Source organism: Methylotuvimicrobium sp. KM1 (assembly GCF_044788715.1).
Taxonomy (GTDB): Bacteria; Pseudomonadota; Gammaproteobacteria; order Methylococcales; family Methylomonadaceae; genus Methylotuvimicrobium.
In genome coordinates this window covers 4,887,924-4,912,378 of record NZ_CP173170.1, presented here as the reverse complement: position 1 = coordinate 4,912,378, position 24,455 = coordinate 4,887,924, and the positions used below count along the sequence as shown (strand labels likewise).

The following is a 24,455-nucleotide window of genomic DNA, read 5'->3' as shown; positions in this document are numbered from 1 at the left end:
ATGAGCCATTTTTTGTGGGTCGAGGATTTTGGAAGCTCGCCCAAGGTAACCGCAAGCAATGTGTTAGGAAGCGTGCTCGACGATAGCTTGTTCGATGAAGACAAAAGGGCGCTGAAGCAAAACATGAAAACCCAAGGCGTTTTTATTGAATTGACACTTCAGGATGGCCTGGAATTTATTACCCCGGATCTGGATAAAAAAGTCGATTACATTATTCTCGACATCGACTTACCTGCTTTTGATGATGAAATCAATGAAGAGCTTTTGCAGTTGTTAGAGACCTTCGAAAATTATCAAAAGCAGGAGGACGAGACGGATAATGAACAGGCTTTGCAAACCGCATGCAGCGAATTGGAAAAAATTGCGGGTTTTTATCTTTACACGAAGCTGGTTGTTGAACTGGGTTTTCCCAAACAGCATATTTTCTTCTGTTCCAATCACGCCAATCAGACCAAATCGATTCTGAAAGCATTCAAAACCGCCAAAATCGCCTTGCCGAAAATCTACGAAAAGGCCGATCCGTTCGTGCAGGACTGGACCAAAGGCCGTTATCAAAATCCGTATTCAAGATTGCGGCGCGGCATTATAGAAGCTTGCCATTTTCTGAAAAGCCTTCCCGAAGACCACTATCGTTTTAAGCGGTTTATCAATGAAACGGAAAAACAACCCGGCTTGGACGATGTCCACGATTATTTGGACGTATTGGCCAATTTTTTACCGTTACGCGAGCCGGAACACGCGGCGGTTTTTTATAAACTTTTGACCCGAACATTGGCCCACGAATGGGAGGCCGCCGAACCGCAGCGGCTCAATGGGAAGAATGAGCTGTACGCATTTTCATGGATCATGAAAATGACCCGTAATTGGTCGGCTCACAGCAAGATTTTCGAACGGCTGGAAGCTACAGATGTGGCTTATTTGTTTATGGCCAATATGCGAACCCTGTTCGAATTGGACGATGAAGTTTTACCGTATGAACGACATCTGTTAAGCCTGTTCGATTCTCCGCTCGATGAACCAGAGATGTCCGAGATATGCGGCAATAGTTTCAGAAATAGAAAGATCCCATTGATTGAACACTATGCGAGCACATTGAAAAAAACCGGCAATACGTGGCAAGCCATTAATTTTCATGATGCATTGAATAATCTACAAAAAAATAAAGACAACGGTATCGAAAGCGAATTTTTTACCAAGGGACTCTATCAAGCGTTTTGGTTTTTAACTTCGAACGGCGGTGTTTACCTTCCACCCGACGAGGAGCAAATCAAAACATTCTCAGTTTTGAAATATCAATTCAAATACTTCGATTATAAAAAATCGAACTTTATTTTCGAACTCGCAAGACACATCTACTCTCGAAGTTTCCAGCAAGACGAACAGCCATGAAACTCCTAGAGCTCAACCTCTTCCTAGAATTTATATTACGCCAGTGGAGATGCCGATGTTACAAGAACAATTAATTGAAGAAATTAAACAACTTCCCGATGAAAAATTGGCTGAGGTGTATGACTTGGTTCATTTCTTCAGATTAGGCCTAGCCCAGGAAAAGCAGACGGAAACCGTCCGGCAGCGCCCAATAGGTTTAGCAAAAGGCTTGGTTGAAATTCCGACAAGTTTTTTTGATCCTTTACCCGATGACATGCTGGATGATTTTGAGGGTAAATGATGAAGATTTTGTTGGATACCTGCGCTTTTTTATGGGTGACAACAGATGCGCCGGAACTCAGCGAAAAAGCCAAAATGCTGTTTCAAGATACAAATAATCCAGTCTATTTGAGCAGTGTTTCCGTATGGGAAATGATCGTCAAACATCAACTCGGAAAACTGCCTTTACCGGTTTCCGCAGACCATTTTATTAAACAACAGTGCGGTAAGCATTTCATTGAATTCTTAGCGCTTGATGAAAAAGCGGTTTTTCATTTAAGTCGTTTGCCGAATCATCACCGTGATCCTTTTGATAGAATGCTGATTTGTCAGGCGTTAGAGCACGATTTGACCCTGCTGACACCGGATGAAATGATAAGCGCCTATCCTGTTGCTACGGCTTGGTAATCAACGATAAGCCGCGATTCGCATGAATATTTATGAACTACTTATTGTTCTTCCCCGTTTCGCCAAAGAAGAAGGCGATCATAACGAGGTTATGCACCGTTATTTGGAGTCTCACCGTGAAGCCATAACCGAAGAGTTCATTCGCGAGGATGTCGATTGGGGTCTGCATGGAAAAGACTGGAATCGTAGGTCGGGTTAAGCAATGCCGGGACCGCTTTAAGAGCGGCGGCAATCTTGATTGTTGTATTCCATAGGATACAATGGTGCCGTGAAATACGAATTGCAAAGCACTCAAACGCTCAATCGCTGGCTGTCCGGCCTGAAAGACCGCACCGTAAAAAAACCAATTGTTGTCGCGATTGGCGCGTGTTGAAAACGGCCATTTCGGCGATTGTAAACCTCTGGACGGCCGGTTGTTTGAATTACGCTGCTTTTTTGGCGGCGGCCTTCGAGTGTATTACACGATACGGCATGAACAAATCGTGCTGTTGTTGGTTGGTGGCGATAAATCCAGCCAAGACCGCGATATCGAAAAAGCCAAAGCTTTGCTGAAAACCTTGGAGAATTGAAACATGACCGAAACCGTTACCGCGTTCGACATTGCCGAACACCTGGAAACCGATGCCGATATTCAAGCTTTTTTGCGAGAAACGGCTATTACGGGCGATACGTCCGATTTTATCCACGCGCTGAACATCGCCGCCCGCGCCAAAGGAATGACCGAGGTCGCCAAACAAGCGGGTGTCACGCGGGCCAGCTTATACAAATCGCTGGCCGATAACGGCAATCCTCGTTTTGATACGATAGCCAAGATTGTTGAGGTTTTCGGGTGCAAATTGGTAGTGTCCTGACCAACCGTTAGAAGATTTTTAAGTCATAAGGTACGCAGCGCGTGCCTTATAGTAGATTTGGTAGCGCCGCGGAACTTTTGCGAAATTGTTCGCGGTGCGTATCCTACACTTTTACGAGCCGAACAAACCGTATTCGTTGTCATGCTGCAACAAACGAATGCTCGGTACCACAGGAATTATCCATTCCCGAGTGACACCTCAAGAATTGTAGGGAGTTTTCGCGATAAGCAAAATCCCGGAACCATTCAAAGCCATGTCAGTTTGCCTCTCTGCGAATCCACCTAATAGGTTTAAAAATCCACGATGAGTCTTTCGAAAAATAATTCGATACCCGAAATTATTCAATCCTTGCTTCTTCAATTACCCCGCTTCGCCGAAGAAGAAGGCGATCACGGCATCGTCAAACGCAGCGACTTGATCGGCGCGTTGTGCCGCGAACAGCAAATAGACCCGGCGGTTGCCGAGAATACGGTCTATCTATGCGAAACGCTGCTCGATACCTTGGCGACCTTGAAAACGGATAACTTGCAACGCGGCGAATGGTGCTTCGTGTCTTTTCCGGCGCAATTGCTGGCGATGTCGGTCTTGACCGCGATGAGCGATACCGATTCCCGTTTGTTTGCCGATAATTTTTGGAATACCCAAGGTATTGCCGACGATAAAAAAGACCGGCAGCGCGAGGTATTGCGAGCTATCGAGCTGGCTCGCCATCAACACCATGCGCGTCAACAAGCGCAACCGATTCGTTATTGCTATGTCGCCTGGAGCATCGTCAAGCTCGACGGCGCTATTTTGTTTTATCAGCGCGAAGACACGCGAAAACGTTTCGACCAATCCGCCGGCGATTACGGTCTAATCGGCGGACGTACCAACCAAAACGATGTGCGCGGCATCACAAACAAAACCGAGTTGCTGAAAGCGTTACAATCGCCGAATTCCCCGATCATAAAAAACGCCTTACCGGAGACCCTGAAACGCGAATTACGCGAAGAGACCGGTTTGCAGTTTGAAACGCATTACACCTTCAAACCCTGGCGCACCTTGAAGCCTTTTCGGCAGGTGCAGGGCGCAGCGCCGAATCATGCCTTGACCGAATATTATTTGACTATTTTTTATGTCGAATTGACGCTGGACGGTTACCTGTTTTTGCGGCACAGAGTCGACAGCGATGCGCGGCTGGTTTGGTTTTCGATAGCCGATATCGCGGACGGCGAGGCAGTGGACGGCAAAATTCCGTATATCAAAGCGCTGTACGCGGATTATGCCGGCGATCGTGCGGCGCTGTCGACCGATCTGTCGGAATTGCCGGACAGCTTCGCACCCGGATATGTATTAAACAAAGAAAAATTCGGCATCACGTTGCCGATCGATGCAGGAAAACCGGTAGCGGCAGGTCTATTGGGCAAGGAAAAGCCGTTGGCTTTGATGCTGAGCAACCGGCAATTGGCGCTGTTTCTGGGCTTGGCCGCCCATTTACGCGGTTTCGAATTTACGAAATTGGCGGAAAACTTGGTTTTACATCCCCGTGGCTGGGTCGAAATCATCGAGACTTCGTCGATGCGAGTCGAACTGATCGAGCTGGCTGCATTATCGAACGGCAGCAATTGGCTTATCGAGAATCATAAGGATCAGTTGTTTCGATTATCGATGACGCCGTTATCGGTCTTTTTTGCCGATGAGTTGTTTTCGTTCGTGGTGGCGCCCGGCGATTTGAATGGCGTAACCAGCAAAATACCGGTCACGATCCGAAGACAATCGTTCGATACCGCGTTCGGTCACGTCGGCGAAAAATCCGAGGCCTTCAAAATTTCTCTGGAATTGGCCCATAGATTGAAATCGCTCACTGAAAACCAATTCTCTGTCGACAATGACCTCGCAATAAAAACCGAGGACGCCTACAAAAAAGGTCTGCACAAAGACCTGAGATTCCAAGCGCTAGGCTTGAGAAATTTGGTCCGCCGAGACGCAGGCATCGTGAAGTTTGCGGTGCGTTATCTTGGTTGATCCCCGAGCCGAAAACGTGTCTTTAGGTTTCGTTTCATTCCCCGCGCATCAAATCCAGCAACGCGTCGACCGACATCTTGCCGCTGATGTCCGCGCCTTTCAATAGACTGTCGGCCAAATCGCGCTTGTGGCTGTGCAGCGCAACGATTTTTTCCTCGATCGTGTTCTTCGCGATCATCCGGTAAATGGTCACCGGCCGCTGTTGGCCCATGCGGTGCGCGCGGTCCGAGGCTTGATCCTCGACCGCAGGATTCCACCAGGGGTCCATGTGAATGACATAATCGGCCGCGGTCAGATTCAAACCGACGCCGCCGGCTTTCAGACTGATCAAGAACAATTCGCCCTCGCCGCGCTGAAACGCATCGACGCGTTTTTTTCGCTCTTTGGCTTGCGTGCTGCCGTCCAGATATTGATAGCCGATACCGCGATGCTCGATATAGTCTTTGATCAATTGTAAATGATCGACGAATTGGCTAAAAACCAGAGCTTTGTGTTTGTTGTCGAGCAATTCATCGACGATTTCGCCGAATGCCGCCAGTTTGCTACTGGGCAGTGCGATATCCGCATTGGCGAGCCGCGTGTTGCAACAACTGCGGCGCAACTTGGTGATCGCGGCGAGTATTTGCAAATGCTTGGCGCCGGCCTGACTGTCGGTGCTGTTCAAAATTTCGAGACTTTCGCGACGCAAGGCCTCATAAAACGCCATTTCCTCGCCGCTCATTTCGACGTAGACCGGGATTTCGGTCTTTGGCGGAAGCTCTTGCAGAACTTGGGTTTTAGTGCGGCGCAAAATGAACGGCTGAATCAATTTCTTTAATTGCTGGCGCGCCTCTTGACTGCGGTCGCGCTCGATAGGCCCCGCGAAGCGTTTATTGAATTGTTCCAGCGAACCGAGTAACCCCGGATTGATAAAGCGGAACAGATTCCATAATTCGCCGAGATGATTTTCCAGCGGTGTGCCGGTCATGATAACCCGGAATTCGGCCTGCAGGTTCATCGCGCCTTGCGAGCGCCGCGTTGCGATGTTTTTGATCGCCTGCGCCTCGTCGAGTATCGCGATTTGAAAAGGGATTTTCGAGAGCATCTCGGCGGCTTGTTCCTGTTGCAGCAACCCATAACTGCAAATTAACAAGTCGTAAGCCCCTAGATTGTCGAGCTTACGTTGGCGGTCGCCGCTACCGAACAGGATCGGATTGAGCGTTGGCGCGAAACGCAGTGCTTCACTTTCCCAGTTCATACACACCGAAGTGGGCGCGATGATCAAGCTCGGGCCGTTCGGGGCTTTGTCGACTAGTAATGCCAAGGCTTGTATGGTTTTGCCGAGCCCCATGTCGTCGGCCAGGCAAGCCCCGACGCCCCATTGCGCCAAGCGCGCCAGCCAGTTGTACCCGTCCGCCTGATAATCGCGCAATTCCGCTTGAAAAGTAGACGGCACGACCGGTTGAAATTCGCGCGCCGCTTTGAGCCGCTGCATATGCGCCTGCCAATGTTTGTCGGCCTTGAAGCCGGCTTCGTCCTGCCAGTCTTCGAGCGTCAATGCCGCGAGAGGATTGATGCGGACTTTTTTGCCGGTCAAATCGGCATAGGCTTTCAAGTCGTCGAGGCGGCGGCGGAATTCGTCGGTCAACGCGATAAACTGACCGTCTTGCAATTGTAAAAATCGGCCTTGGCGGTTACCCAATAAGCCCAGCAATTGGCGAATATCGATGACGGTATCTTCGTTGACCTGCAACTCGCCTTGCAATGCGAACCAATCGTTATCGCGCTTGATCTGCATGCTGAAACCGCTACCGGTACTGTGCTCGAGCAAGCGGAATTTGACGCCTTCCGGCCATTCCAATAACACGCGATCCGGCGGCAAGGATTGTACTTGTAACAACAATTCGAGGCAGTGTTCCGGATCTTCGAGCAGATATTCTCCGCCATCGTCCCGTTCGGCTTCGGCCAGTGCGGAGCATGCGGACAAAACCTCTTCGCAACGCATTTTTTCCAGCTTGAGATCGCGTTTCGCTTGCAGCGGCTTGCCGTCGATTTCGGTAAAAACGCTCGCGCCGCCGTGGCCCGGCTGATAATAAGCGCCGCTAGTCGAAAATGGGCGAATCAGCAGCGAGGCCTTGAGTCCTTCGCCAAGCGGTAATAAATGCAGGCGCGGCGTGGCATCGGCCTCGACCTGTTCGGCCGTGCTGGAGCTGCCGCCGATATCCGATTGCACGGTCAACAACCCGGAGATGCCGGTTAGCGTTTGCAGCACGCGTTCTTGAGCCGTTACCGGTACTTCCAGGCCTTTCGGGCCCAGAAGTTGATAGATTTTATGATGATCGGCGGTCAATTCGATCACTTTCAAACGGGTTGGCGTTTCCTTACTGATGATTATGTTTTGCTGATGACTAGGCTCAGGTGTAAATGTAATTTTGATTTTGCCGCCTTTGGCCTTGCTGACGCGCAGCTCCGGCTCACCTTTGATCGCTTCGACCCGAACATCCGGCGAGTCGGACCAAAACAACAGCGGATGCCCGACCAGAGCGAGCGGCATTTTTTCGCTGAACTCATAATAAGTGCTGCCGCCGTACCAACTACTACTCTCGATATAAGGTTTGACCGTAGAGCAAATCCTCAAGTCATGCTCGCTCAAATAATCGAAACTGTTGCGTTCGGAATGCAGCCTTTTCAACGCCACCGCACGGCCTTTACTCCAGCCGCCCTTGGCTTGCTGTTTTTGCTCGCGCGGTTCAATCGATACCGATTTATACTTTTCCTGAAAGTTGACCAACCAGACCATACGGGTCGGCTTTTCCGTTTGAACAGCGCCGCTCTGTTGCCCGGTATTGCCGAGGCCCAGCAAGGCATCGAGCGCCAAATCCCAATCGGGACGGCTCGCGAACAGATCGGCTAGGGTAACCGGGCGGCCTTCCAAAAAGCCGCTATCCCAGGGTTTGGACGGCAGGGTTTGGGCGCGCTCTGATAATTTCGCCAGTTCGGCGGCGGGCCAGCGGTAACCGTTATCGGCTAAACGCTGGTATAAGTTTTGGACGGTCTCCAATGAGACTACCGGATCTCCCGATAATGGCGTATCGGTCATCCAAGAGCGGACCAATAAGCGAAATAATAGAATTAACTTCGGATATTCGATTGCGGACTGCGATTCGCCATTGTCGTCATAACCCTTCGATAAGGGGTCGATTTTGTTATGGAACATCGCATTGTCGCGTTGCCCCAAGTCGCCTTGCAAAAACTTCTGGAAAATTTCCAAATAACGATAGCAATTGGCCCAAAAGCCGTTGAGTTTGATGGCCTGGGCCAACAACGTCGTCAACTTTTTATCGCGCGCATCGCGGCATTTCAGAATCGCCAACGGATAAAATATGCCGGCCAATCCGTAAAAATAAACAGTCTTTTTTCCGGTTATTTTTCTGATTAACTTTAGCGCAGTTTCATATTGCGCGATGGCTCCGGCAAAATCGCCTTTTAAAAACGCCAATGCGGCGCTAACCGCCTGTAACTCCGGATCGCCGCTGTCGGTGATTCTTTGCGACAGAATGTCCCAATCGCCGCGTAACAGCAATAATTCGGCATAAATCCGCGGCGCCATTTTCAATAGCAGAGCGTCTGCGTCTCCCGAAGCGTATTCGGCTAAAAAATTGAATATATCAGGATCGTGATAGAGATAAACGAGCTGATGCAGGCCGATAAAGCCGGTCAAGTCGTGGATCAGCTGCGGGTTCCGCCGCTTGAACCACGCGATATCCATCGGATTCAGTAGCCACGATAAATACACATCGATTTGGTCTGGCAATTGGTATTTATAATAATAGAGATTTCCGATACTAAGGCATTGATTGGACTGAGCATAATCGCCGCGATGAAATGAGATGCGCGCATCGCGCAGACAGTGATCCTGATTGGCGTAGAAAGATTTCTTAGCGATCGGCGTCGGTTGCTCGAATAACGACGCGTAGCGCTCGAATTGCTGATCGTCGACCAATTGCCGAGCGATCGGTTCGGCGAGCAAGCGGTTGCATCGGTAGCCGCTTTTACCGGCTTGGACTTCCAGCAATTGATTGTTTTTTAAAGCTACCAGAACCGGCTTTATCGAAACGGCCGTAAACGACTTGCCTTGGTCGTTGCGAATGCCCAGATTCGAAAGATTTTGAGCGATGACCGTGGCCGTTTCGTAACTATGGCAAACGGCTAAAAACTGCATGATGGCTTTGTCACTACCAGTCAGATTTTGATATTTCTCGAGTAACAGGGAGCGTTGTTCGTTGATCATGACGAGGAGCGTTGAAAAAACGGCGATTATACAACACTGATAGTCATGATCGGTTTATATCAATGCTATCGTTAAACCATCGGCTGTGCGAAGTCACAATTGCGAACTTTCTTATCGATTAGTTCAAAAAAATAAGATTTTCCCGTGTTCGAGTCGCGTAAAATTTTTTTTTAAAGCTAACTCATTGAACTTAAAAAACTACCTCTCAACCGCTCCTTTTGGCACGCAAAAAAACCGCGAAAAACACAACATATTGATTTAAGATATAGCCATAAACACTATATGAGGGATTCGCGTTGCTTGCGGATTTTCTCGCTCAAGCGCACGAAACATCAATGATCCGGGGCCTTTCTCGGATGCGATAAGCCAATACGTTCAACCAGACAAGGGAATCAAAGAATGACCGCAAAACTCCAAGTCGTTACGCAACACGCGACCGAAATTCCACTGCAAAGCGCATCGCTGGACATCTGGGACAGCAAATACCGCCTGAAAACCAAAGACGGTAAAGCCGTTGACGGCACGATAGACGACACCTACAAACGCGTCGCGAAAGCCTTGGCCGAAGTCGAGACCAACAAGTCTTTGCAGGAGCATTGGCACAAGGAATTCCTGTGGGCGCTGCGTAAAGGCGCGATTCCGGCCGGGCGCATCACATCGAACGCCGGTGCGCTGGAACACAAACCGGCGACTTCGACGATCAACTGCACCGTCTCGGGCATCATCGAAGATTCGATGGACGACATTCTGGCGAAAGTGCATGAAGCGGGGCTCACGCTCAAGTCGGGATGCGGCATCGGCTATGAATTTTCGACCCTGCGTCCGAAAAACGCTTACGTCTCCGGCGCCGGCGCCTACACATCCGGTCCGTTGTCGTTCATGGACATCTACGACAAAATGTGTTTTACGGTGTCTTCTGCCGGCGGTCGCCGCGGCGCGCAAATGGCGACCTTCGATGTCGCGCACCCCGATGTCGTCGATTTCATCCGGGCCAAACGCGAAGACGGTCGTTTGCGTCAGTTCAACCTATCATTGCTGATCACCCGCGAATTCGTCGAAGCGGTCAAAAACGATGCGCCATGGCCGTTGTCTTTCCCTGTCACCGAGCGCGAAGTCAAATCCGATGCTATCGATTTGGCCGATTCCGACAAAATCGTCTGGCGCGATCTGCCGAACAAGAAAGGCTATGTCGTCAATGAAGCCGGCCTGGTCGCCTGCCGTATCACCAAAACCATACCGGCTCGCCGCCTGTGGGACATTATCATGTCGTCGACCTACGACTACGCCGAACCGGGCTTCATCCTGATCGACAAGGTCAACGAAATGAACAACAACTGGTTCTGCGAGAACATTCGTGCGACTAACCCCTGCGGCGAACAACCATTGCCGCCCTACGGCAGTTGCCTACTCGGCTCCATTAACCTGACCCGCTTCGTCGAAAAGCCGTTCGGCAAAGAAGCCGGTTTCGATTGGGAAGGCTTCCGTAAAACCGTGCGCATCTTCACGCGCATGCTCGACAACGTCGTCGAAATCAACGGTCTACCGCTACAGCAGCAGCGCGACGAAATTTTCGGCAAACGCCGCCACGGCATGGGTTACCTGGGATTAGGCTCGACACTGACGATGCTAGGCCTGAAATACGGCGAGGAAGAATCGCTGGCCTTCACCGAAGAAGTCACCAAAGCGCTGGCTATTGAAGGCTGGAAGGTCGGACTGGAACTCGCGAAAGAAAAAGGTCCGGCACCGATAATGGAGCAAATGTTCACGGTCACCGGCGAAATGCTTTACAAACGCCCGGAAATGCAGCAAGACGGCTACAAGGTTGGCGACAAAGTACCGGGCAAAATACTGCACGCGAAATACAGCCGCTACATGCAGCAACTGGCGCAAGAAGAGCCCAAACTGGTCGAAGAACTGGCCAAGGTCGGCTGCCGCTTCACGCATCATAGCTCGATCGCGCCAACCGGCACGATCTCATTATCGCTCGCGAACAACGCCAGCAACGGCATCGAGCCGAGCTTCGCGCACCATTATTCGCGCAACGTGATCCGCGAAGGCAAAAAGTCCAAGGAAAAGGTCGACGTGTTCTCGTTCGAGCTGTTGGCTTATCGCCACCTGGTCAATCCCGACGCAATGCCGTACAGCGAAGACCCAAACGCGCAATTGCCGGATTATTTCATCGCCGCCGACGATGTCACGCCGATACAACATGTCGATATCCAGGCCGCCGCGCAAAAATGGATCGATTCGTCGATCTCCAAAACCGCCAACGTTCCGACCGACTATCCGTACGAAGACTTCAAGTCGATCTACGAATATGCCTATGACCAAGGTTTAAAAGGCTGCACGACATTCCGCTTCAATCCTGAAGTATTCCAGGGCGTGCTGGTCAAGGAAAAGGATTTGGAAAACACGACCTACCAATTCACGCTCGAAGACGGCCATGTCATCGAATTGAAAGGCAACGAAGAAGTCGAGTATGACGGCGAAATCCATTCCGCCGCGAACCTGTTCGATGCGTTGAAGGAAGGATATTACGGGAAGTTTTAACTATTGTGCATACTGAACAGATGAGCGAATCTTTCTCCGACACTATCGTCTATGTCGATGAAAGCGGCGATCACGGTTTAAATAGTATTGATCCCAGTTATCCGATATTCGTCTTGGTGTTTTGTATCTTTCATAAACGGGACTATGTGCAAACCGTAGTCCCTTTAATACAAGAATTTAAACTCAAACATTTCGGACACGATCAAGTTATTTTGCATGAAACCGATATCCGCCGCGACCGCGGTAGTTTTGCTTTTTTGAAAAGTAAACAGCATAAATCCGATTTTCTAAACGAACTAACGGACTTAGTCCAAAAAGCGCCGTTTACACTGATTAGCTCCGTAATCGATAAACAAGCCTATCGGCAACGGCATCTAACGGTGGAAAATCCTTATCACATTGGACTACGGTTTGGTTTGGAAAGGGTTTTTTATCACCTGCGGCAACAACCGGCACTCACTCACATTGTGGTCGAGCAACGAGGTAAGGTTGAAGACAATGAACTGGAATTGGAATTTCGCAGAATATGTGCGGGAGAGAATTATTTACATCGCCCATTACCGTTCGAATTGGTATTTGCCGATAAAAAAAGCAATTCGGCCGGCTTACAATTGGCCGATTTGATCGCTCGACCGATTGGATTGCATATCCTAAAACCCGAGCAAAGCAATAGAGCGTTCGACATTATCGAAAACAAATTTTACAGAAATAGCCGGGGTAACAAACATGGCTTTGGACTGAAGCGTTACCCTTAAAAACAAAAAGCCCCGATGCTACCACCGAGGCTTTTTGTCGACCGAGTATCCTCAATCCTTGTCGCCATTATCCTACCGGCAAGGTTGGAGAGTCAAATTCGATATTTGGCATGGACAACAGATAAATTTAACCGGGCTCGCGAGTCCCGAGAATTCTAGGCAAAAAACATGACACTACACAAAATCAACAAAAAAATCGTCAGCTACAAAGTGCTGACCAAAGACAGCGCCGAAACGTTACAACCGGAAGCGGAAAAACCGTCTCCGGAATCGATGCACGAAAACATCGAACGGCCCGAAGTTCTGGTCGGCTCGACCTACAAGATCAAAACGCCGCAATCCGAACATGCGCTATACATCACGGTCAACGACATCATCCTAAACCAAGGCTCCGAGCACGAAGAACGTCGGCCTTACGAAGTCTTCATCAACTCGAAAAACATGGAGCATTTCCAATGGGTGCTGGCGCTGACGCGCGTCATCTCGGCAGTCTTCCGTAAAGGCGGCGACGCGTGCTTCCTGGTCGAAGAACTGAAAGCGGTATTCGACCCGCGCGGCGGCTACTTCAAGAAAGGCGGCGTCTTCATGCCCTCGCTGGTCGCCGAAATCGGCCACGCGATCGAATCGCACCTGAAACACATCGGCATGATCCAGCCCGAAGAAATGAGCGATCACCAAAAACAGTTTCTCGCCGAAAAACGCCGCGAATTCGAAGCCCATCACGGCGCGGCAAACAACGGCGACGCCTTCCCGGAACAAGCCGTACTCTGCACCAAATGCAGCACCAAGGCAATGGTATTGATGGACGGCTGCATGACTTGCTTGAATTGCGGGGAGTCGAAGTGCGGTTAAGTAGGCCGGATGCCGATAGGCGATCCGCCTGATGGTGGGCCGCCGGAGCCGGTTAGCTTTCGGCGGAACCGCTGGGGCGTTCCGCCTTACGGACTTAGGCATCCACTTAATTAACCCTTGCTCCCATTGGCTGCTGAGAAAATAAATATGAATCCTTTTGATGATTTAATGACCGAACAAGTCTACTTGATTAAAAAGGCAACAGATCAACGATATGGTCCATATAAATGTATGCTCATGTCTGATAACTGTGCGATAGATGACAAAACATTGGATGTAGATCCTGGCGACTTAATTACACGAACCCTGCCAAATGAAAAAGAAGAACAATACACTGTTCTAAGAGCGGACTACCGCGAAGATTTTGAAGCAATACCTGGTGGATATGAATTGAAGCTCAGAAAAGAGCAACAAATACATAACCATCTACCGAAAATAGTTAACAACGTAAATATAAGTAATTCAACTGGATTTCAAGTTGGCGACTACAACACCCAAGCTAACACAACTCAATCGTTATCTAGTGAATACAAAGAATTACAAGCTTTAGTAAGCCAATTGCAACAACTGATTAACAATAGCTCTTTGCCTGAAGCAGATAAAAAAGAAGCTATTGACGAAACTGAAATCATAGCTGAAATTACTACTCAACCAAGAGAAAAACAACAAAACATTGTTCGTAAATCTTTATCGTATATTAAAGATTTAACAACAGATTTAGAGGGAGTTTCAGAAATTGCGATAAAAATAGGTAATATTATTGCTCAAGTTTCCAGTGCCTTTTAGGGGTGGTTTTATTTTACAATTCAACCTGACCCCTTTTTCCGTTCGATATAAGAAACAATATCAACAAGCACATGATGCAGAAAACATCGATCTAATAGAAGATCAGGAGGAATAAATGGCGCTAAAATCCTTTAAAAAATTGTTGGCCGATGCCAAACAACGCGACAGCTATTGGGTAGAAAAAGCAAAGCTGGATTTTTCCGTTGCGTTGAATCACCTGTTTGAAAAAAGCGGCATGTCACAAAAAGCGCTTGCCGAAAAACTGGGTGCCAGCCCAGCCTATATCACCAAAGTATTTCGCGGCGATGTTAATTTTACTATCGAAACGATGACCAAATTGGCACGGGCAGTAGACGGGCAATTGCATATACATATCTCGCCAAAGCATTCGAAAAGTCACTGGTTCGATGTTTTACAAACTCAAAAACAGCCGGAACAAATTGGCAATGAATGGAAAATAGCCGGAAAGAAAACAAATGACAGAATTTCCACTGCGGCTTGAACGCTATTTTTTTACAGAGCAACAAGTTATCGCCAACCCGGATTACGAAATAGCCGATGTTAAACATATCGACTTTTTGGTGGATGCCAGCGCAAACCGCATTGAAGGACAGCCAGGTAAATATGGCATTAGCGCTAAAGTTGAACTTAATCAGGAAAAGAACGGCAATGCACCCTACTTTATAACGATTACCGCCTTCGGCATTCTCGTTATAAAAGATGAAGTTGATCCGGTAGTGGCCGAACCTCATATAGAAACATCCGGCGCTCAACTGCTTACCGGCGTTATCAGGGAACGATTAGCAGAAATGACAGCACGCGGCCCCTGGGGATCTCTATATTTGGATTTCGTTCCAATTACGATCAAGATTGACTCGAATATCGCCGATTAACCGGCTGATCCAAAGATGACGTCATGCCCTTACGGGTCGTCACGCTTGAAGACGGTAAAACGGTCATAACGCTTTTCCTGATCGGAGATTTAGACCATGAAACTAAATACGACCAAATAACGGATTCTCTTTATATTCATTTAGCGGACAGGCCTTCCGTCGATTCAGACGAAGTGGCCGACGGCGTTGTTTTGGATTTTGATGAAAACGGCGCTTTGGTAGGTATCGACGTCCAGCACGCCAGTCAAAAGGCGGATATTCAGAATCTGTCGTTGCTGCATTTGCCTTTGAGGGAATTGGATGCCGCTTGACGCTATCGGTTTTCGACTTGCTTCAAAAGGCGGTGGTTTGCTTTTAATATCGGCTTCCATTAGCCATAAAAGTAATCCGCCCCCTTTTCTTTTAACTCAACCGGCCCCCTTTTCCGCAACATCAAGGAGTAAGAATAATGAGGTATGTGTATCTGACGCTTAATTGGGTGTTTGGTGTCTTTTTTTTATTAATTGGACTGCCTTTTATTGGTTACGCACCATTGGCAGGGGGGTGCATGTTTGCTGCTGCCGCCCTTCTGCTTCCACCGGTAAGAAGTTTTGTCTACTCAAAGACTAACAAGGCGCTTCCTGTAAAGGCTAGAGCTATCTCTATATTCGCCCTGTTTCTAGCTTTTGGATTCTTTGATAACCAAGCTAAAGATGAGATGGCTCAAGAGTTGGCGGCGCAACAAGCCCGCGAGAAAGCGGAAAAGGCCGCTGAGTTACGGCAGAAAAACATTAATTATTTCAATGCCAACCGCGAACAGATAATTTATTCTGTTAAGAAGGCACTTTCGGGAAGCGACTATCAGTCAGTTATTTCCCAATCTAATAAATACCTTGTGTCTGGCGACAAAGAGCTTGAGCAAATGAATGCTCAAGCAAAAAAAGAATTTGCAGCGATTCAAAAAGCCGAAAAAACAGAGAATCTATTGGCTGAAGTGAAGGGTGTTCCGACTAATGAATACGAAAAAAATCTAAGTTTTTACCAGCAGTTATTTAATTTGCATCCCAAAAATGAGCTGTACAAAACTAAAGTTGCCTTTTACGCCGGGAAGATAGAGGAAGAGAAGCTTAAGCATGCTGCTGTGGCTGTGGCAGCCGCAGAAGCTCAGAGACTTGCCGCAAAGTGGTCGTATCAAGTTAGTGACGATCCAATGAGTAGCCGCAAGGCCAAATATGCGAGCATCATTTCAGAGAACGCAGTTTCCTTTGATTTTCCATACCAAGGTCTGCAACGAGGTAAGTTAATGCTCAGGGACCACCCAACTTACGGCAACAATGTAATCTTCTCTATCGAGCGAGGACAGATTTTGTGTGAGTCATACTCAGACTGCACAATAAGGATACGGTTTGATAATGGTTCCTCTACGCGGTGGGGTGCCGTTGGACCTTCGGATCACAGTAATACCTCGATTTTTTTGAGGAACGAATCAGGTTTTGTCAAAAAGATGCGTGCTGCCAAGATTGTTCGCCTTCAAGTTCCTATATACCAAGAAGGAGAGCCTATTTTTGAGTTTCACGTTGGGGGCTATGATGCACAAAAATACAAGAACGGCAAGAATTAATAATTTAACCCGACCCCTTTTTTGGGTGCGCAATGACCAAAAGTAGATAATCTCGTCCAATTTTGCCGAGTTGCAGGCGGTGGCGGCGGTGAAACCAAATTCGATATTGCTTTAATGGCATCGGTTTCGCTGACATCTAACAGATTCATCAATTCTTTTAGCTCAATCACTATGACTACCTAATTTTTGCTTTAATCGTCTAGTAGTTTCAATACAGTCACTAAAACGCCGATCAACATAAAGGCTGACTCTTCTCTCTGATTCTGCATAAATTCATTATCTAAATAAGTATGGTGGGCAAAATAGTTTCTTGCTAAAACACAACTTAAAAATGCTTTAATCAAATATGTGTCTTTTTTACTACGATTGCTATAGGAAATGTCCATGATACTTCTGATTGGATTTGGCATATTTGCTGTGTCATGAAGCTTGGTATATGCTTTTACTTGGTTTTTAAGGCATCTTATTGATTTATCAGAAAGAATCTTTGGGGCAAGCTTAATAATATAACCCTCTAGTTTTTGTTCGCTGTCGGGCATTCCTGATAAAGAGCCACTTTTCTCCAAAGCATAGCGAAGACACGTTTCAGCACGAATAGCTAGTAACGAATAATAATCAAGTGGTCGCAATACCCGAAAATCAAGACTACCTTTTTTCTGAGGCTTGTACATCAAATGCTCGTGAAATTGACGAAACGCATTAAGCAAGCTATCAAATAGATAATTCGTTTGTTGTAAGCGCGTTACTAATTGCTCTAGTTTTTCATCCGTTGGAAGGATGCCGTTATAAAACTTTTTGTAGTGAGGCACAGTAGCTAAAAAATATTGCCTATCTTCAAAATATTCAAAAGGTAGAACTTTATGAAAAGGTGGCCATACTTCTCTCTTATGAGAAAACTGCCATTTTTTGAAATAGTCATTAAACGATTTACCATTGAGAGCGCAAAGCCATTCCATTGCAAAGAAAATGTCTTTTTGCAGATAAGGCCAAGCCTGAAGTGTCCATTCTTCGCAATCATAGTTTGTCTTTAGCCAACTACCGGCCAATTCTTGTAATAACTGTTCTTTGATGGCCTTTTCCAATACTTCAGCATCAATTTCCAAATACAGGGCTAATGCTTCTGCGCCTTGTTTATGTAGTGCTTTGCGTTTTGCTCTATCATCTATATCAGACAATGCGTTACGAAACGCACGATAATGAGAAATCCAAGTCATTGGCTTAGCAAACCCACCCCATCTATGTAGCTGATTGAGTGCGTCGCTTGGTTGTATTTTACAGTTTGAGATACTGGCAATATCTTCTTCAATATCCGGCGTATTTAGGATAGGAAAAGCTCCCATGCTTGCTATTCGCACAACGTCTATTAAAGCGTAAGCCTGCCAATGGAAAAAATAATAAACATTAGGCATTGCCGAGCTATCTGTTTGGTTCAGCAAGTTGCTGTAATCACTATCAGCGCGGAAAAAAGGATGTAAAAACCAATAAGTGTCTTCGGTGTTTTCTATCTGCCACGATTCACCATAGCCTAATAAACGATAAATAGGGTCGTTATGCCTTGGCTGATTTTGTATTCTGTCAAAATTTTCAGGAGTTACTTCCTCAAAATATTCAGCAGGAAAAGAACATTTATATTTTGGAACAAGCCAACCCCATTCAAGCAATTTTGGCAATGAATAACGGCTTATTAAATTTTTCAGCCCAAGTTCTTCAAGCCAGGACACAAAGGAGCCTTTTCGATTTGGTTGAAGACTAAGATATGTATCGGGAAGCATTTGTTGATGTGTTTCTGAGAGCCTAACGCTAAAGATCACCGGCACCGCTTGTCGGCGTCCGGTGCAGTGCCTTGTTAGCCGCTTGTGTTGCTAGAAATTGGAATTGCAGTTTGGGCATATTTTGATCTTCTTCCCGCTAAGTTTTGTTCCGCAATCGGAACATTCGTACCATGATGCCTTTCTGCTGCCGGCGAAAACAAGCCATAGGCCAAGTGGCCATAGAATAATTGGGCCAATCACAGTGACAATGGTGACTAGGCCAACGAGGAGGCTTGCGAGTCCAAGGAACTGCAGGAGGCACCCTGTGCCTGCTATGCTCGATTTTCTTTTGATTGTCGCCATATGATCTCCTTTGCAGCTAACTATTGATTCCCAGGCAAATCTGCCCATACAAGTCGAAATTACCGGTATTTTCAGGTACGTTTGCCTTGATATTCGATAATCCGCGCATATTTGCCGCGATTCCCGGCGGCGAAGCCGCCGGGAACTTGCTATTAACCGACTATTCAGGCAAATTTGCCTATCTATTAAATTGCAACTGACTCTAGACGGCATTATTTCCGATGTCAAGCTCACCGACCCTATTGAGCAATAGGGTCAGGTCTAAGCAATAGAAGCAATATGGTCAGGTCTAGATTCATAGCCTTTTTTGGAAATGGGAAATAAAAGAGCCGGGTTTATTTTATAATTCAACCTGCTACTTTTTTTCCAAAGCGAAGAGTTTTGAAAAGCCCGGTACGGTAATTCCGCACGCCGGGATTTATGAGGGGGCGGTCAGGTAACTGGCTGTTCTACCTTGATGATTAGCACTAATCTAGACTCTATTGACCTCTAGCTGCTGGAAGTCAGCAAAGCACAACGTGGTAATTAGTTAACGAATAGGTTAACATTTATGCATGAGAGAAATCCATTTTTATCGGATGGAGTCGGGTGTTTCCCCAGTTGAAGAGTTTCTTGATTCGTTGCAGAGCAAGCAGGCGCAAAAAGTTGCCTGGGTACTCCAACTCATTGAAGAACTCGATGTTATCCCTGTCCAATACTTCAAGAAACTCGTGAACACCGATGAGTTGTGGGAGGTCAGGGTCCAGGCTGGAGGAAGCATATTCAGAATCCTCGGGTTTCTTGATGGTGACCACTTGATAGTTCTAAATCACGCGTTTCAAAAGAAAACTCAGAAGACGCCAAAGAAAGAAATCAAGGTGGCCGAAATGCGAAAACGGGATTACCTCAAGAGAAGGCAGTCAAATGAGCGACCTTAAAAAGTATATTAGTAAACGAAAAGCGATTGATAGTGAATTTTCTGAAGAATTTGATGAAGGGTATCAGTCTTTCAAAATTGGTGTTCTTCTCAAACAAGCTAGAGAGGCATCTGGTTTAACTCAAGAGGAAATTGCGGAAAAACTTCACACCAAGAAATCGGCAATTTCTCGCATAGAAAATCATGCCGAAGACATTAGATTGTCAACTCTTGAAAAGTTTGCTGCCGTATTGGGGCGGAAACTTGAGGTATCAATCCGATAAAACAGCTAAAAGGCAATCGGGGCAGGCAATCGGGTCAGGTCTAGATTCATAGCTTTTTTGGGAAATGGGAAATAAAAAGGCCGGGTTTATTTTATAATTCAACCGCCCCCCTTTTTCGCCCTAGGCCCCTTCTCCCGGGCTAGTGAGACACCGTCAGCCCCCTGTGCCAATATGACCTGAGACACCGACCCCTCGGAAATTAGAGTATAAAGGTAGGCCAGAATCATGAGCAAATCAAAAGCAGAGACCATGGAATCACCACAATTAACTGCGCCGGAGGTCGCGTTGGAAGACGCCCGTAGGGCGGCTGGAAACGCGACCTCCGGCGCACGGCCCGATCCGGAGGTGGTTCCCACCGCCCAGCGCCGCATCCTGGATGCCGCTGATTGCTGTACTCAGCCGGGCGAGATTGGCGCCCTATTACGCAAAGAAGGGATTTACTCATCCCAATTAGCCACTTGGCGCAAACAGCGTGCTGCCGATCAGCGTGCCGCGCTGGCTCCGCAAAAGCGCGGGCGCAAGACCGATCCGGCTCAGGCCGAGGACCGTCGTGTGCGCCAACTTACCCAGGATAATGAGCGCCTGCGTCGTAGACTCGCTCAGGCCAATGCCATTATGACGATAGGGTCAAGTCTAGATTCATGGCTTTTCTGTCAAACGGCCAAGCCGTATCTCGCCATAGGTTTTAACCAATCGCGGCCGGAAGTCACCACGCTCTAGTTAGTGCACGGCTCTGACTTCAAGATGAACGCCACTTTGGGTTTGGAGCTGAGAGATAACAGCAAAGAGATTTCTAGCTTGTGGATTGCCTTTCTGGCTAAACATGCGCATCAGGCTTTTGGGCGGGGTATTTGTAACTTCGCCAAGTCGTTCAAAGCCAATCGTTGCGTTGATATAGTCACGTAAAACGGCCTTGCCTGTGTCCACATCCCCGGATAAAAGACATTCAATTCCTTCGCGTAGCAAAGCATCGCGAAATTCTGTGTCCTGCCCGATACGCGCTATCACGGTATCTTTGAAACTGCGTGTTAAAGTCATTTGTCACCTCTCTGGCGTTTTCGCCGCTTGTAATCGTTCCATCTAGTTTGTGCATCCTCAATGTCGCGTTGCTGCCGTTTCTTTGTGCCGCCAGCCAACAGGATCACAAGTCGCTCGCCGTCTTTGCCAAAATAAATTCTGTATCCCGGTCCGGAATCGATGCGAAATTCTAATACGCCGGCACCGACACCTTTTGCATTCGAGAAATTCCCCTGTTCCAGCCGAATAATCGCGGTTGCTATCTTGGCGGCACTAGATGCATCAAGATGATTAAACCAATCCGCGAAAGGGCTTCGGCCATTCGTATCTGTATATTCATGGACCTGAATCATGCTTGATAGTAACCTATGGGTTACTGATGATCAATGACAATATTCCTCCTTCATCAATAAATACGTCCCGCAAATCGTCGCCACCGCCTGCGTGGGAACAGAGTCAGGTGTAGATTCACAGCTTTTTTGAAATAAAGTAGAAAAAGGGTCGGGTTCTGAGGTATCCCCACAAAATAGCTATATAAAACAATTTGCTATAGATGAAGATTGATAGAAAAGTTGGTTTTTCGGGTCTAATTGCTGAAATTCGTAGTCTTTCAGCTTCGCCGGGGAAGCCCTATGTCGACCATAAGCTTACTCCATCGTTTGATCAAACAGGCGCTTCCTGAGCTTCATCGAACCCGGCTTAAAGCGCTCATGGCCACCGTAGAGGCCGGCTTGAAAGGTACCTCAGTGACGCTAACAGCTCTGGGGCGCGCACTTTCCGGGCGGGCCTATCTCAAACATAAAATCAAGCGCATCGACCGTCTTCTCGGCAATTCCAATCTCAAGTCTGAGCGACAGAAGTTCTATGGGGTTATGACGCAGTGGTTACTACAGTCGCTGGCCTTGCCTTTGGTTATTGTCGACTGGTCACCGCTCACCGCCGATCAAAGTCAGCAGTTGTTACGCGCGGCACTACCGACCGGCGGGCGCACTATTACCTTATGCGAGGAAATCCATCCGCGCAAAAAACTGGGGAATCCCCGGGTTCAGCAGCAGTTTCTGAGTCGTCTTCAGGCGTTTCTGCCGCCTGGCGTTACCCCCATCATTGTCGCTGACTCCGGGTTTCGAACCCCATTTTTTCGGGCCGTCGAAGCTTTCAATTGGCATTGGTTGGGGCGGATTCGCGGCCGGGATTTTATCGCTTGGGCCGATGAGTCCAAGCAATGGCTCCCAGCCAAATCCTTGTATGCTCGCGCTACCCGCAAAGCCAAATGCCTGGGCAAGGCTCTTTGGGTTCGCAGCAATCCGTTACCCGGTACCTTAGTTGCGTTTTACCGTGCTCCCAAACATCGTAAAGATCTGACGGTTCAACACCGCCCAGCTCAATCCAGATCCAGCCGAAAACAGGCTGCGCGCGAAAAAGAACCTTGGTTATTGGTGGTATCGCCCTCGTTGAAGGATTATACGTCGGTTGACGTCGTGAATTATTATCGCTCGCGCATGCAAATCGAGGAAGGTTTCCGAGACACGAAAAGCACGCATTATGGCGCCGACTTAACTCAAGATAGCCGGATAAGTGCCTAACGCCGGGCGAATTTGTTGTTGATTGCGGCGCTTATCATTTTTGCGCTTTGGTTGATCGGGCTGGGCTTAAAAGGAACGGCCATCGAACGGCAAATCAAAGTCTGCAGCAACCGTGACCGTTCGCCCTATTCGGTCATTTTTCTGGCCCGTATCGCTTGCCAATATGTGGTATTTGAGTTGCCGGAAAATTTATTGGAACACGCTCAGGCTCTCTTGGTTGATTATTTCAGAACTCTGGAAAAGGCGTAATTTGTGGGGATACCTCAGGGTCGGGTTAAATTATTAATTAAACCCGACCCCTTTTTCCAGACCCCTTTTTCCAGTGGGGCGGTTGAGGCAGGAGGTTTGAGTGGTTGATTGTGTTTGGAGAAGTGTTGTTGCGGCGTACGTAGTTTACTGTATCCTAAGCGCTTCGATTGGGCGAGTTTTCTTTGAGCAAAGCAATTGTTATTGGCTGGATGGTCTCGCCCTTTGAATTTAGTCCTAAATCCATAAAAGAACTAATTTAATATACTCAGGTAGAAAACGGTTAAGCATTTATACCTGAAAAAAATTGGTAAAAAGGTATTACGAATAACCCGTAACTAGCTGGAAAAGGCTTTTGAACTGCCTATCCAGCTTGATTAAGTCCAGATGTTATATCAGAAAAAAATAATTATCGATTCCAATCTAGTTTATTATTTTTGCCTTGGCTGCTTAAGTTTCGTTGACAGGTCAAGATAGCATCCCTCCAGTCTGCGCCGCTAGCAATCCCTTTGTTAAAGCATTCAACGGTCTTCTCCGCGTCATTGGTGCCAGCGCACAAATTGATGATGTTTTTCCATTCCCATTGGCTACTCTTACCCCAATTCACTCGTTCCGATCTTACTTTCGAGAAACATTTACCTGGCTCAAGTGGCTTAGTAGTGCCTTTGCATAGCTGCTTTACATTATCATCACGCCAATTCATGTTTTTTTCATCATTCCAGGGGATTTTTCCTTGAACTTCGTTGAAACATTGGTCTTCATGGTCAGCGGCGAAGCTAATTTGGCTCATAAAAAAACTAAAAAACAAGATGCTTAACCAAGCAACTATCATGCGGTTTGAGTTTGTTTTTTTCATTTGGAACGGACTCCTGTGGCAGGTTAATGATGCAGTATCAGTGATATACGTTGTTGACTCATAATGATTAAATTATGTTGACGTTAACTTTCAATTTATCATGCTGCAAGATCAAATTATCAGTTAAACGGTCGTTTGCAAGAAATTTCACGGCCAGTGCTTATATTCGATTACAAAAGCTAAGGTCTTCTTTTGGAACAATTCGAATTTCGTTCCGCCTTCGGCTGCCTACTGCGATCAAAGCACGTGGCCATGATCGACAAAACGCCCGGAAAGCGCTGGTTGATGCGGTCGAGCGTTGCCATCAGCGACCGGTTATCGATCGGCAAGCCGTTGTTGACCATATCGAATAAATCCAATTGGCCCGGCATGGTGGCCAGCTTAATCCGGCTCAACTGCGCCCCAGCTTTTTGGTAGGCGTAGCCCGGCTGGTAGAGAGATTGAACCAAGCGGTTTGCCGTGGCGTTCAGCACGCGCCTGTCTTGTGTCGGCGCATCGAGTTTGACGCTGGCCGCGCGTTAGTACTGCGCTTCGTTCGGGTTGAGCGGATTGGTGCGGATGAAGACCGAGATATCGCCGGCCGTCGAGTGTTTTTGGCGGAGTTTTTCAGCGGCATGGCTGGCGAATTCGGCGATGGCTGAGCGAAATTCGTTCAGCGTGCTCAACCGCTGGCTGAAACTGCGCGAGCAGACGATTTGTTGTTTGTCCGGGGCGATTTCCTCCAATCCCAGGCAGGGAATACCATTCAATTCCATGATAGTGCGGGCGATGACGATATTGAATTGCGCTTGCATACGTTCGGGCGCTTGGCTGGCTAAATCCCACGCGGTGACAATGCCTGAGC

25 protein-coding genes and 1 pseudogene are annotated in these 24,455 nt (G+C 47.7%); 20 read left to right on the top strand and 6 right to left on the bottom strand.

All coding sequences use genetic code 11. The features are described from left to right. The 7 genes from ACINK7_RS21420 to ACINK7_RS21390 all read left to right on the top strand — a co-directional run bounded on the left by ACINK7_RS21420 (nucleotide 1) and on the right by ACINK7_RS21390 (nucleotide 4,910). Complete coding sequence (locus tag ACINK7_RS21420) at nucleotides 1-1,389, top strand: hypothetical protein (RefSeq protein WP_404358536.1); 1,389 nt, start codon at nucleotides 1-3, stop codon at nucleotides 1,387-1,389. A 55-nt stretch (nucleotides 1,390-1,444) separates the two neighbouring features. After that, on the top strand, nucleotides 1,445-1,669 hold the full coding sequence (locus tag ACINK7_RS21415; RefSeq protein ID WP_404358535.1) for a hypothetical protein: 225 nt from the start codon (nucleotides 1,445-1,447) through the stop codon (nucleotides 1,667-1,669). Then, nucleotides 1,666-2,055 carry a type II toxin-antitoxin system VapC family toxin gene (locus tag ACINK7_RS21410; protein ID WP_404358533.1) on the top strand — a complete coding sequence of 130 codons (390 nt, stop codon included), beginning with the start codon at nucleotides 1,666-1,668 and terminating at the stop codon, nucleotides 2,053-2,055. The genes ACINK7_RS21415 and ACINK7_RS21410 overlap by 4 nt, the downstream gene beginning before the upstream one ends. A 22-nt stretch (nucleotides 2,056-2,077) precedes the next feature. Continuing rightward, nucleotides 2,078-2,254, top strand: a complete 177-nt coding sequence (locus tag ACINK7_RS21405; RefSeq protein ID WP_404358531.1) for a hypothetical protein — start codon at nucleotides 2,078-2,080, stop codon at nucleotides 2,252-2,254. A gap of 160 nt (nucleotides 2,255-2,414) precedes the next feature. Then, nucleotides 2,415-2,624, top strand: coding sequence for a type II toxin-antitoxin system RelE/ParE family toxin (locus tag ACINK7_RS21400; RefSeq protein ID WP_404358529.1), 210 nt, complete (start codon nucleotides 2,415-2,417; stop codon nucleotides 2,622-2,624). 3 nt (nucleotides 2,625-2,627) lie between these two features. Beyond that, nucleotides 2,628-2,906: an addiction module antidote protein gene (locus ACINK7_RS21395; RefSeq protein WP_404358527.1), complete on the top strand. Its 279-nt coding sequence runs from the start codon at nucleotides 2,628-2,630 to the stop codon at nucleotides 2,904-2,906. Nucleotides 2,907-3,209: 303 nt separating this feature from the next. Then, on the top strand, nucleotides 3,210-4,910 hold the full coding sequence (locus ACINK7_RS21390) for an NUDIX hydrolase (RefSeq protein WP_404358525.1): 1,701 nt from the start codon (nucleotides 3,210-3,212) through the stop codon (nucleotides 4,908-4,910). 34 nt (nucleotides 4,911-4,944) lie between these two features. Here ACINK7_RS21390 and ACINK7_RS21385 read toward each other — a convergent pair whose 3' ends face one another. After that, the gene (locus ACINK7_RS21385; protein WP_404358523.1) at nucleotides 4,945-9,180 is read right to left on the bottom strand and encodes a DEAD/DEAH box helicase; all 4,236 of its coding nucleotides are present in this window, start codon (nucleotides 9,178-9,180) and stop codon (nucleotides 4,945-4,947) included. A gap of 399 nt (nucleotides 9,181-9,579) precedes the next feature. Between ACINK7_RS21385 and ACINK7_RS21380 the strand changes: the two genes are divergently transcribed. From ACINK7_RS21380 to ACINK7_RS21345, 8 genes are all read left to right on the top strand, one after another. Further along, a complete protein-coding gene (locus tag ACINK7_RS21380) occupies nucleotides 9,580-11,730 on the top strand; it encodes an adenosylcobalamin-dependent ribonucleoside-diphosphate reductase (RefSeq protein ID WP_404358522.1) in 2,151 nt (716 codons plus the stop codon). Nucleotides 11,731-11,750: 20 nt separating this feature from the next. After that, the gene (locus ACINK7_RS21375) at nucleotides 11,751-12,485 is read left to right on the top strand and encodes a DUF3800 domain-containing protein (protein ID WP_404358520.1); all 735 of its coding nucleotides are present in this window, start codon (nucleotides 11,751-11,753) and stop codon (nucleotides 12,483-12,485) included. Between the two features lie 168 nt (nucleotides 12,486-12,653). Further along, entirely contained in the window at nucleotides 12,654-13,337 is a 684-nt protein-coding gene (locus tag ACINK7_RS21370) for an NrdJb (protein WP_404358518.1), read from the top strand. A gap of 147 nt (nucleotides 13,338-13,484) precedes the next feature. Continuing rightward, nucleotides 13,485-14,123 (top strand): hypothetical protein, encoded by a 639-nt coding sequence (locus ACINK7_RS21365; RefSeq protein ID WP_404358516.1) that lies wholly within the window; start codon nucleotides 13,485-13,487, stop codon nucleotides 14,121-14,123. A gap of 115 nt (nucleotides 14,124-14,238) precedes the next feature. After that, nucleotides 14,239-14,625, top strand: coding sequence for a helix-turn-helix domain-containing protein (locus ACINK7_RS21360; protein WP_404358514.1), 387 nt, complete (start codon nucleotides 14,239-14,241; stop codon nucleotides 14,623-14,625). After that, on the top strand, nucleotides 14,600-15,016 hold the full coding sequence (locus ACINK7_RS21355) for a hypothetical protein (RefSeq protein ID WP_404358512.1): 417 nt from the start codon (nucleotides 14,600-14,602) through the stop codon (nucleotides 15,014-15,016). The genes ACINK7_RS21360 and ACINK7_RS21355 overlap by 26 nt, the downstream gene beginning before the upstream one ends. A 23-nt stretch (nucleotides 15,017-15,039) precedes the next feature. Next, a complete protein-coding gene (locus tag ACINK7_RS21350; RefSeq protein WP_404358510.1) occupies nucleotides 15,040-15,327 on the top strand; it encodes a DUF2283 domain-containing protein in 288 nt (95 codons plus the stop codon). Between the two features lie 137 nt (nucleotides 15,328-15,464). Next, nucleotides 15,465-16,616, top strand: a complete 1,152-nt coding sequence (locus ACINK7_RS21345; RefSeq protein ID WP_404358508.1) for a hypothetical protein — start codon at nucleotides 15,465-15,467, stop codon at nucleotides 16,614-16,616. A 191-nt stretch (nucleotides 16,617-16,807) separates the two neighbouring features. On the opposite strand, the gene ACINK7_RS21340 is transcribed toward ACINK7_RS21345, so the two are convergent. Beyond that, nucleotides 16,808-18,337: a hypothetical protein gene (locus ACINK7_RS21340; protein ID WP_404358506.1), complete on the bottom strand. Its 1,530-nt coding sequence runs from the start codon at nucleotides 18,335-18,337 to the stop codon at nucleotides 16,808-16,810. A gap of 947 nt (nucleotides 18,338-19,284) precedes the next feature. Here ACINK7_RS21340 and ACINK7_RS21335 point away from each other — a divergent pair. From ACINK7_RS21335 to ACINK7_RS21325, 3 genes are all read left to right on the top strand, one after another. After that, a complete protein-coding gene (locus ACINK7_RS21335; protein ID WP_404358504.1) occupies nucleotides 19,285-19,647 on the top strand; it encodes a type II toxin-antitoxin system RelE/ParE family toxin in 363 nt (120 codons plus the stop codon). Next, entirely contained in the window at nucleotides 19,634-19,909 is a 276-nt protein-coding gene (locus ACINK7_RS21330; protein ID WP_404358502.1) for a helix-turn-helix domain-containing protein, read from the top strand. The genes ACINK7_RS21335 and ACINK7_RS21330 overlap by 14 nt, the downstream gene beginning before the upstream one ends. A gap of 249 nt (nucleotides 19,910-20,158) precedes the next feature. Continuing rightward, complete coding sequence (locus tag ACINK7_RS21325; protein ID WP_404358500.1) at nucleotides 20,159-20,629, top strand: hypothetical protein; 471 nt, start codon at nucleotides 20,159-20,161, stop codon at nucleotides 20,627-20,629. Here the strand turns inward: ACINK7_RS21325 and ACINK7_RS21320 are convergent, their stop codons facing one another. Together ACINK7_RS21320 and ACINK7_RS21315 are read right to left on the bottom strand one after the other, a co-directional pair. After that, on the bottom strand, nucleotides 20,630-20,947 hold the full coding sequence (locus tag ACINK7_RS21320) for a transcriptional regulator (protein ID WP_404358498.1): 318 nt from the start codon (nucleotides 20,945-20,947) through the stop codon (nucleotides 20,630-20,632). Then, on the bottom strand, nucleotides 20,944-21,279 hold the full coding sequence (locus tag ACINK7_RS21315) for a type II toxin-antitoxin system RelE/ParE family toxin (RefSeq protein WP_404358496.1): 336 nt from the start codon (nucleotides 21,277-21,279) through the stop codon (nucleotides 20,944-20,946). Before ACINK7_RS21315 ends, ACINK7_RS21320 begins: the two co-directional genes overlap by 4 nt. A 279-nt stretch (nucleotides 21,280-21,558) precedes the next feature. On the opposite strand from ACINK7_RS21315, the gene ACINK7_RS21310 reads away from it, so the two are divergent. Both ACINK7_RS21310 and ACINK7_RS21305 read left to right on the top strand, forming a co-directional pair. Then, entirely contained in the window at nucleotides 21,559-22,509 is a 951-nt protein-coding gene (locus ACINK7_RS21310; protein WP_404358494.1) for an IS4 family transposase, read from the top strand. 18 nt (nucleotides 22,510-22,527) lie between these two features. After that, complete coding sequence (locus ACINK7_RS21305) at nucleotides 22,528-22,758, top strand: hypothetical protein (protein WP_404358492.1); 231 nt, start codon at nucleotides 22,528-22,530, stop codon at nucleotides 22,756-22,758. 406 nt (nucleotides 22,759-23,164) lie between these two features. Here ACINK7_RS21305 and ACINK7_RS21300 read toward each other — a convergent pair whose 3' ends face one another. Both ACINK7_RS21300 and ACINK7_RS21295 read right to left on the bottom strand, forming a co-directional pair. Further along, nucleotides 23,165-23,611: a hypothetical protein gene (locus ACINK7_RS21300; protein ID WP_404358491.1), complete on the bottom strand. Its 447-nt coding sequence runs from the start codon at nucleotides 23,609-23,611 to the stop codon at nucleotides 23,165-23,167. 179 nt (nucleotides 23,612-23,790) lie between these two features. Further along, a pseudogene (locus ACINK7_RS21295) lies at nucleotides 23,791-24,366 on the bottom strand (hypothetical protein). Nucleotides 24,367-24,455: the final 89 nt, after the last annotated feature.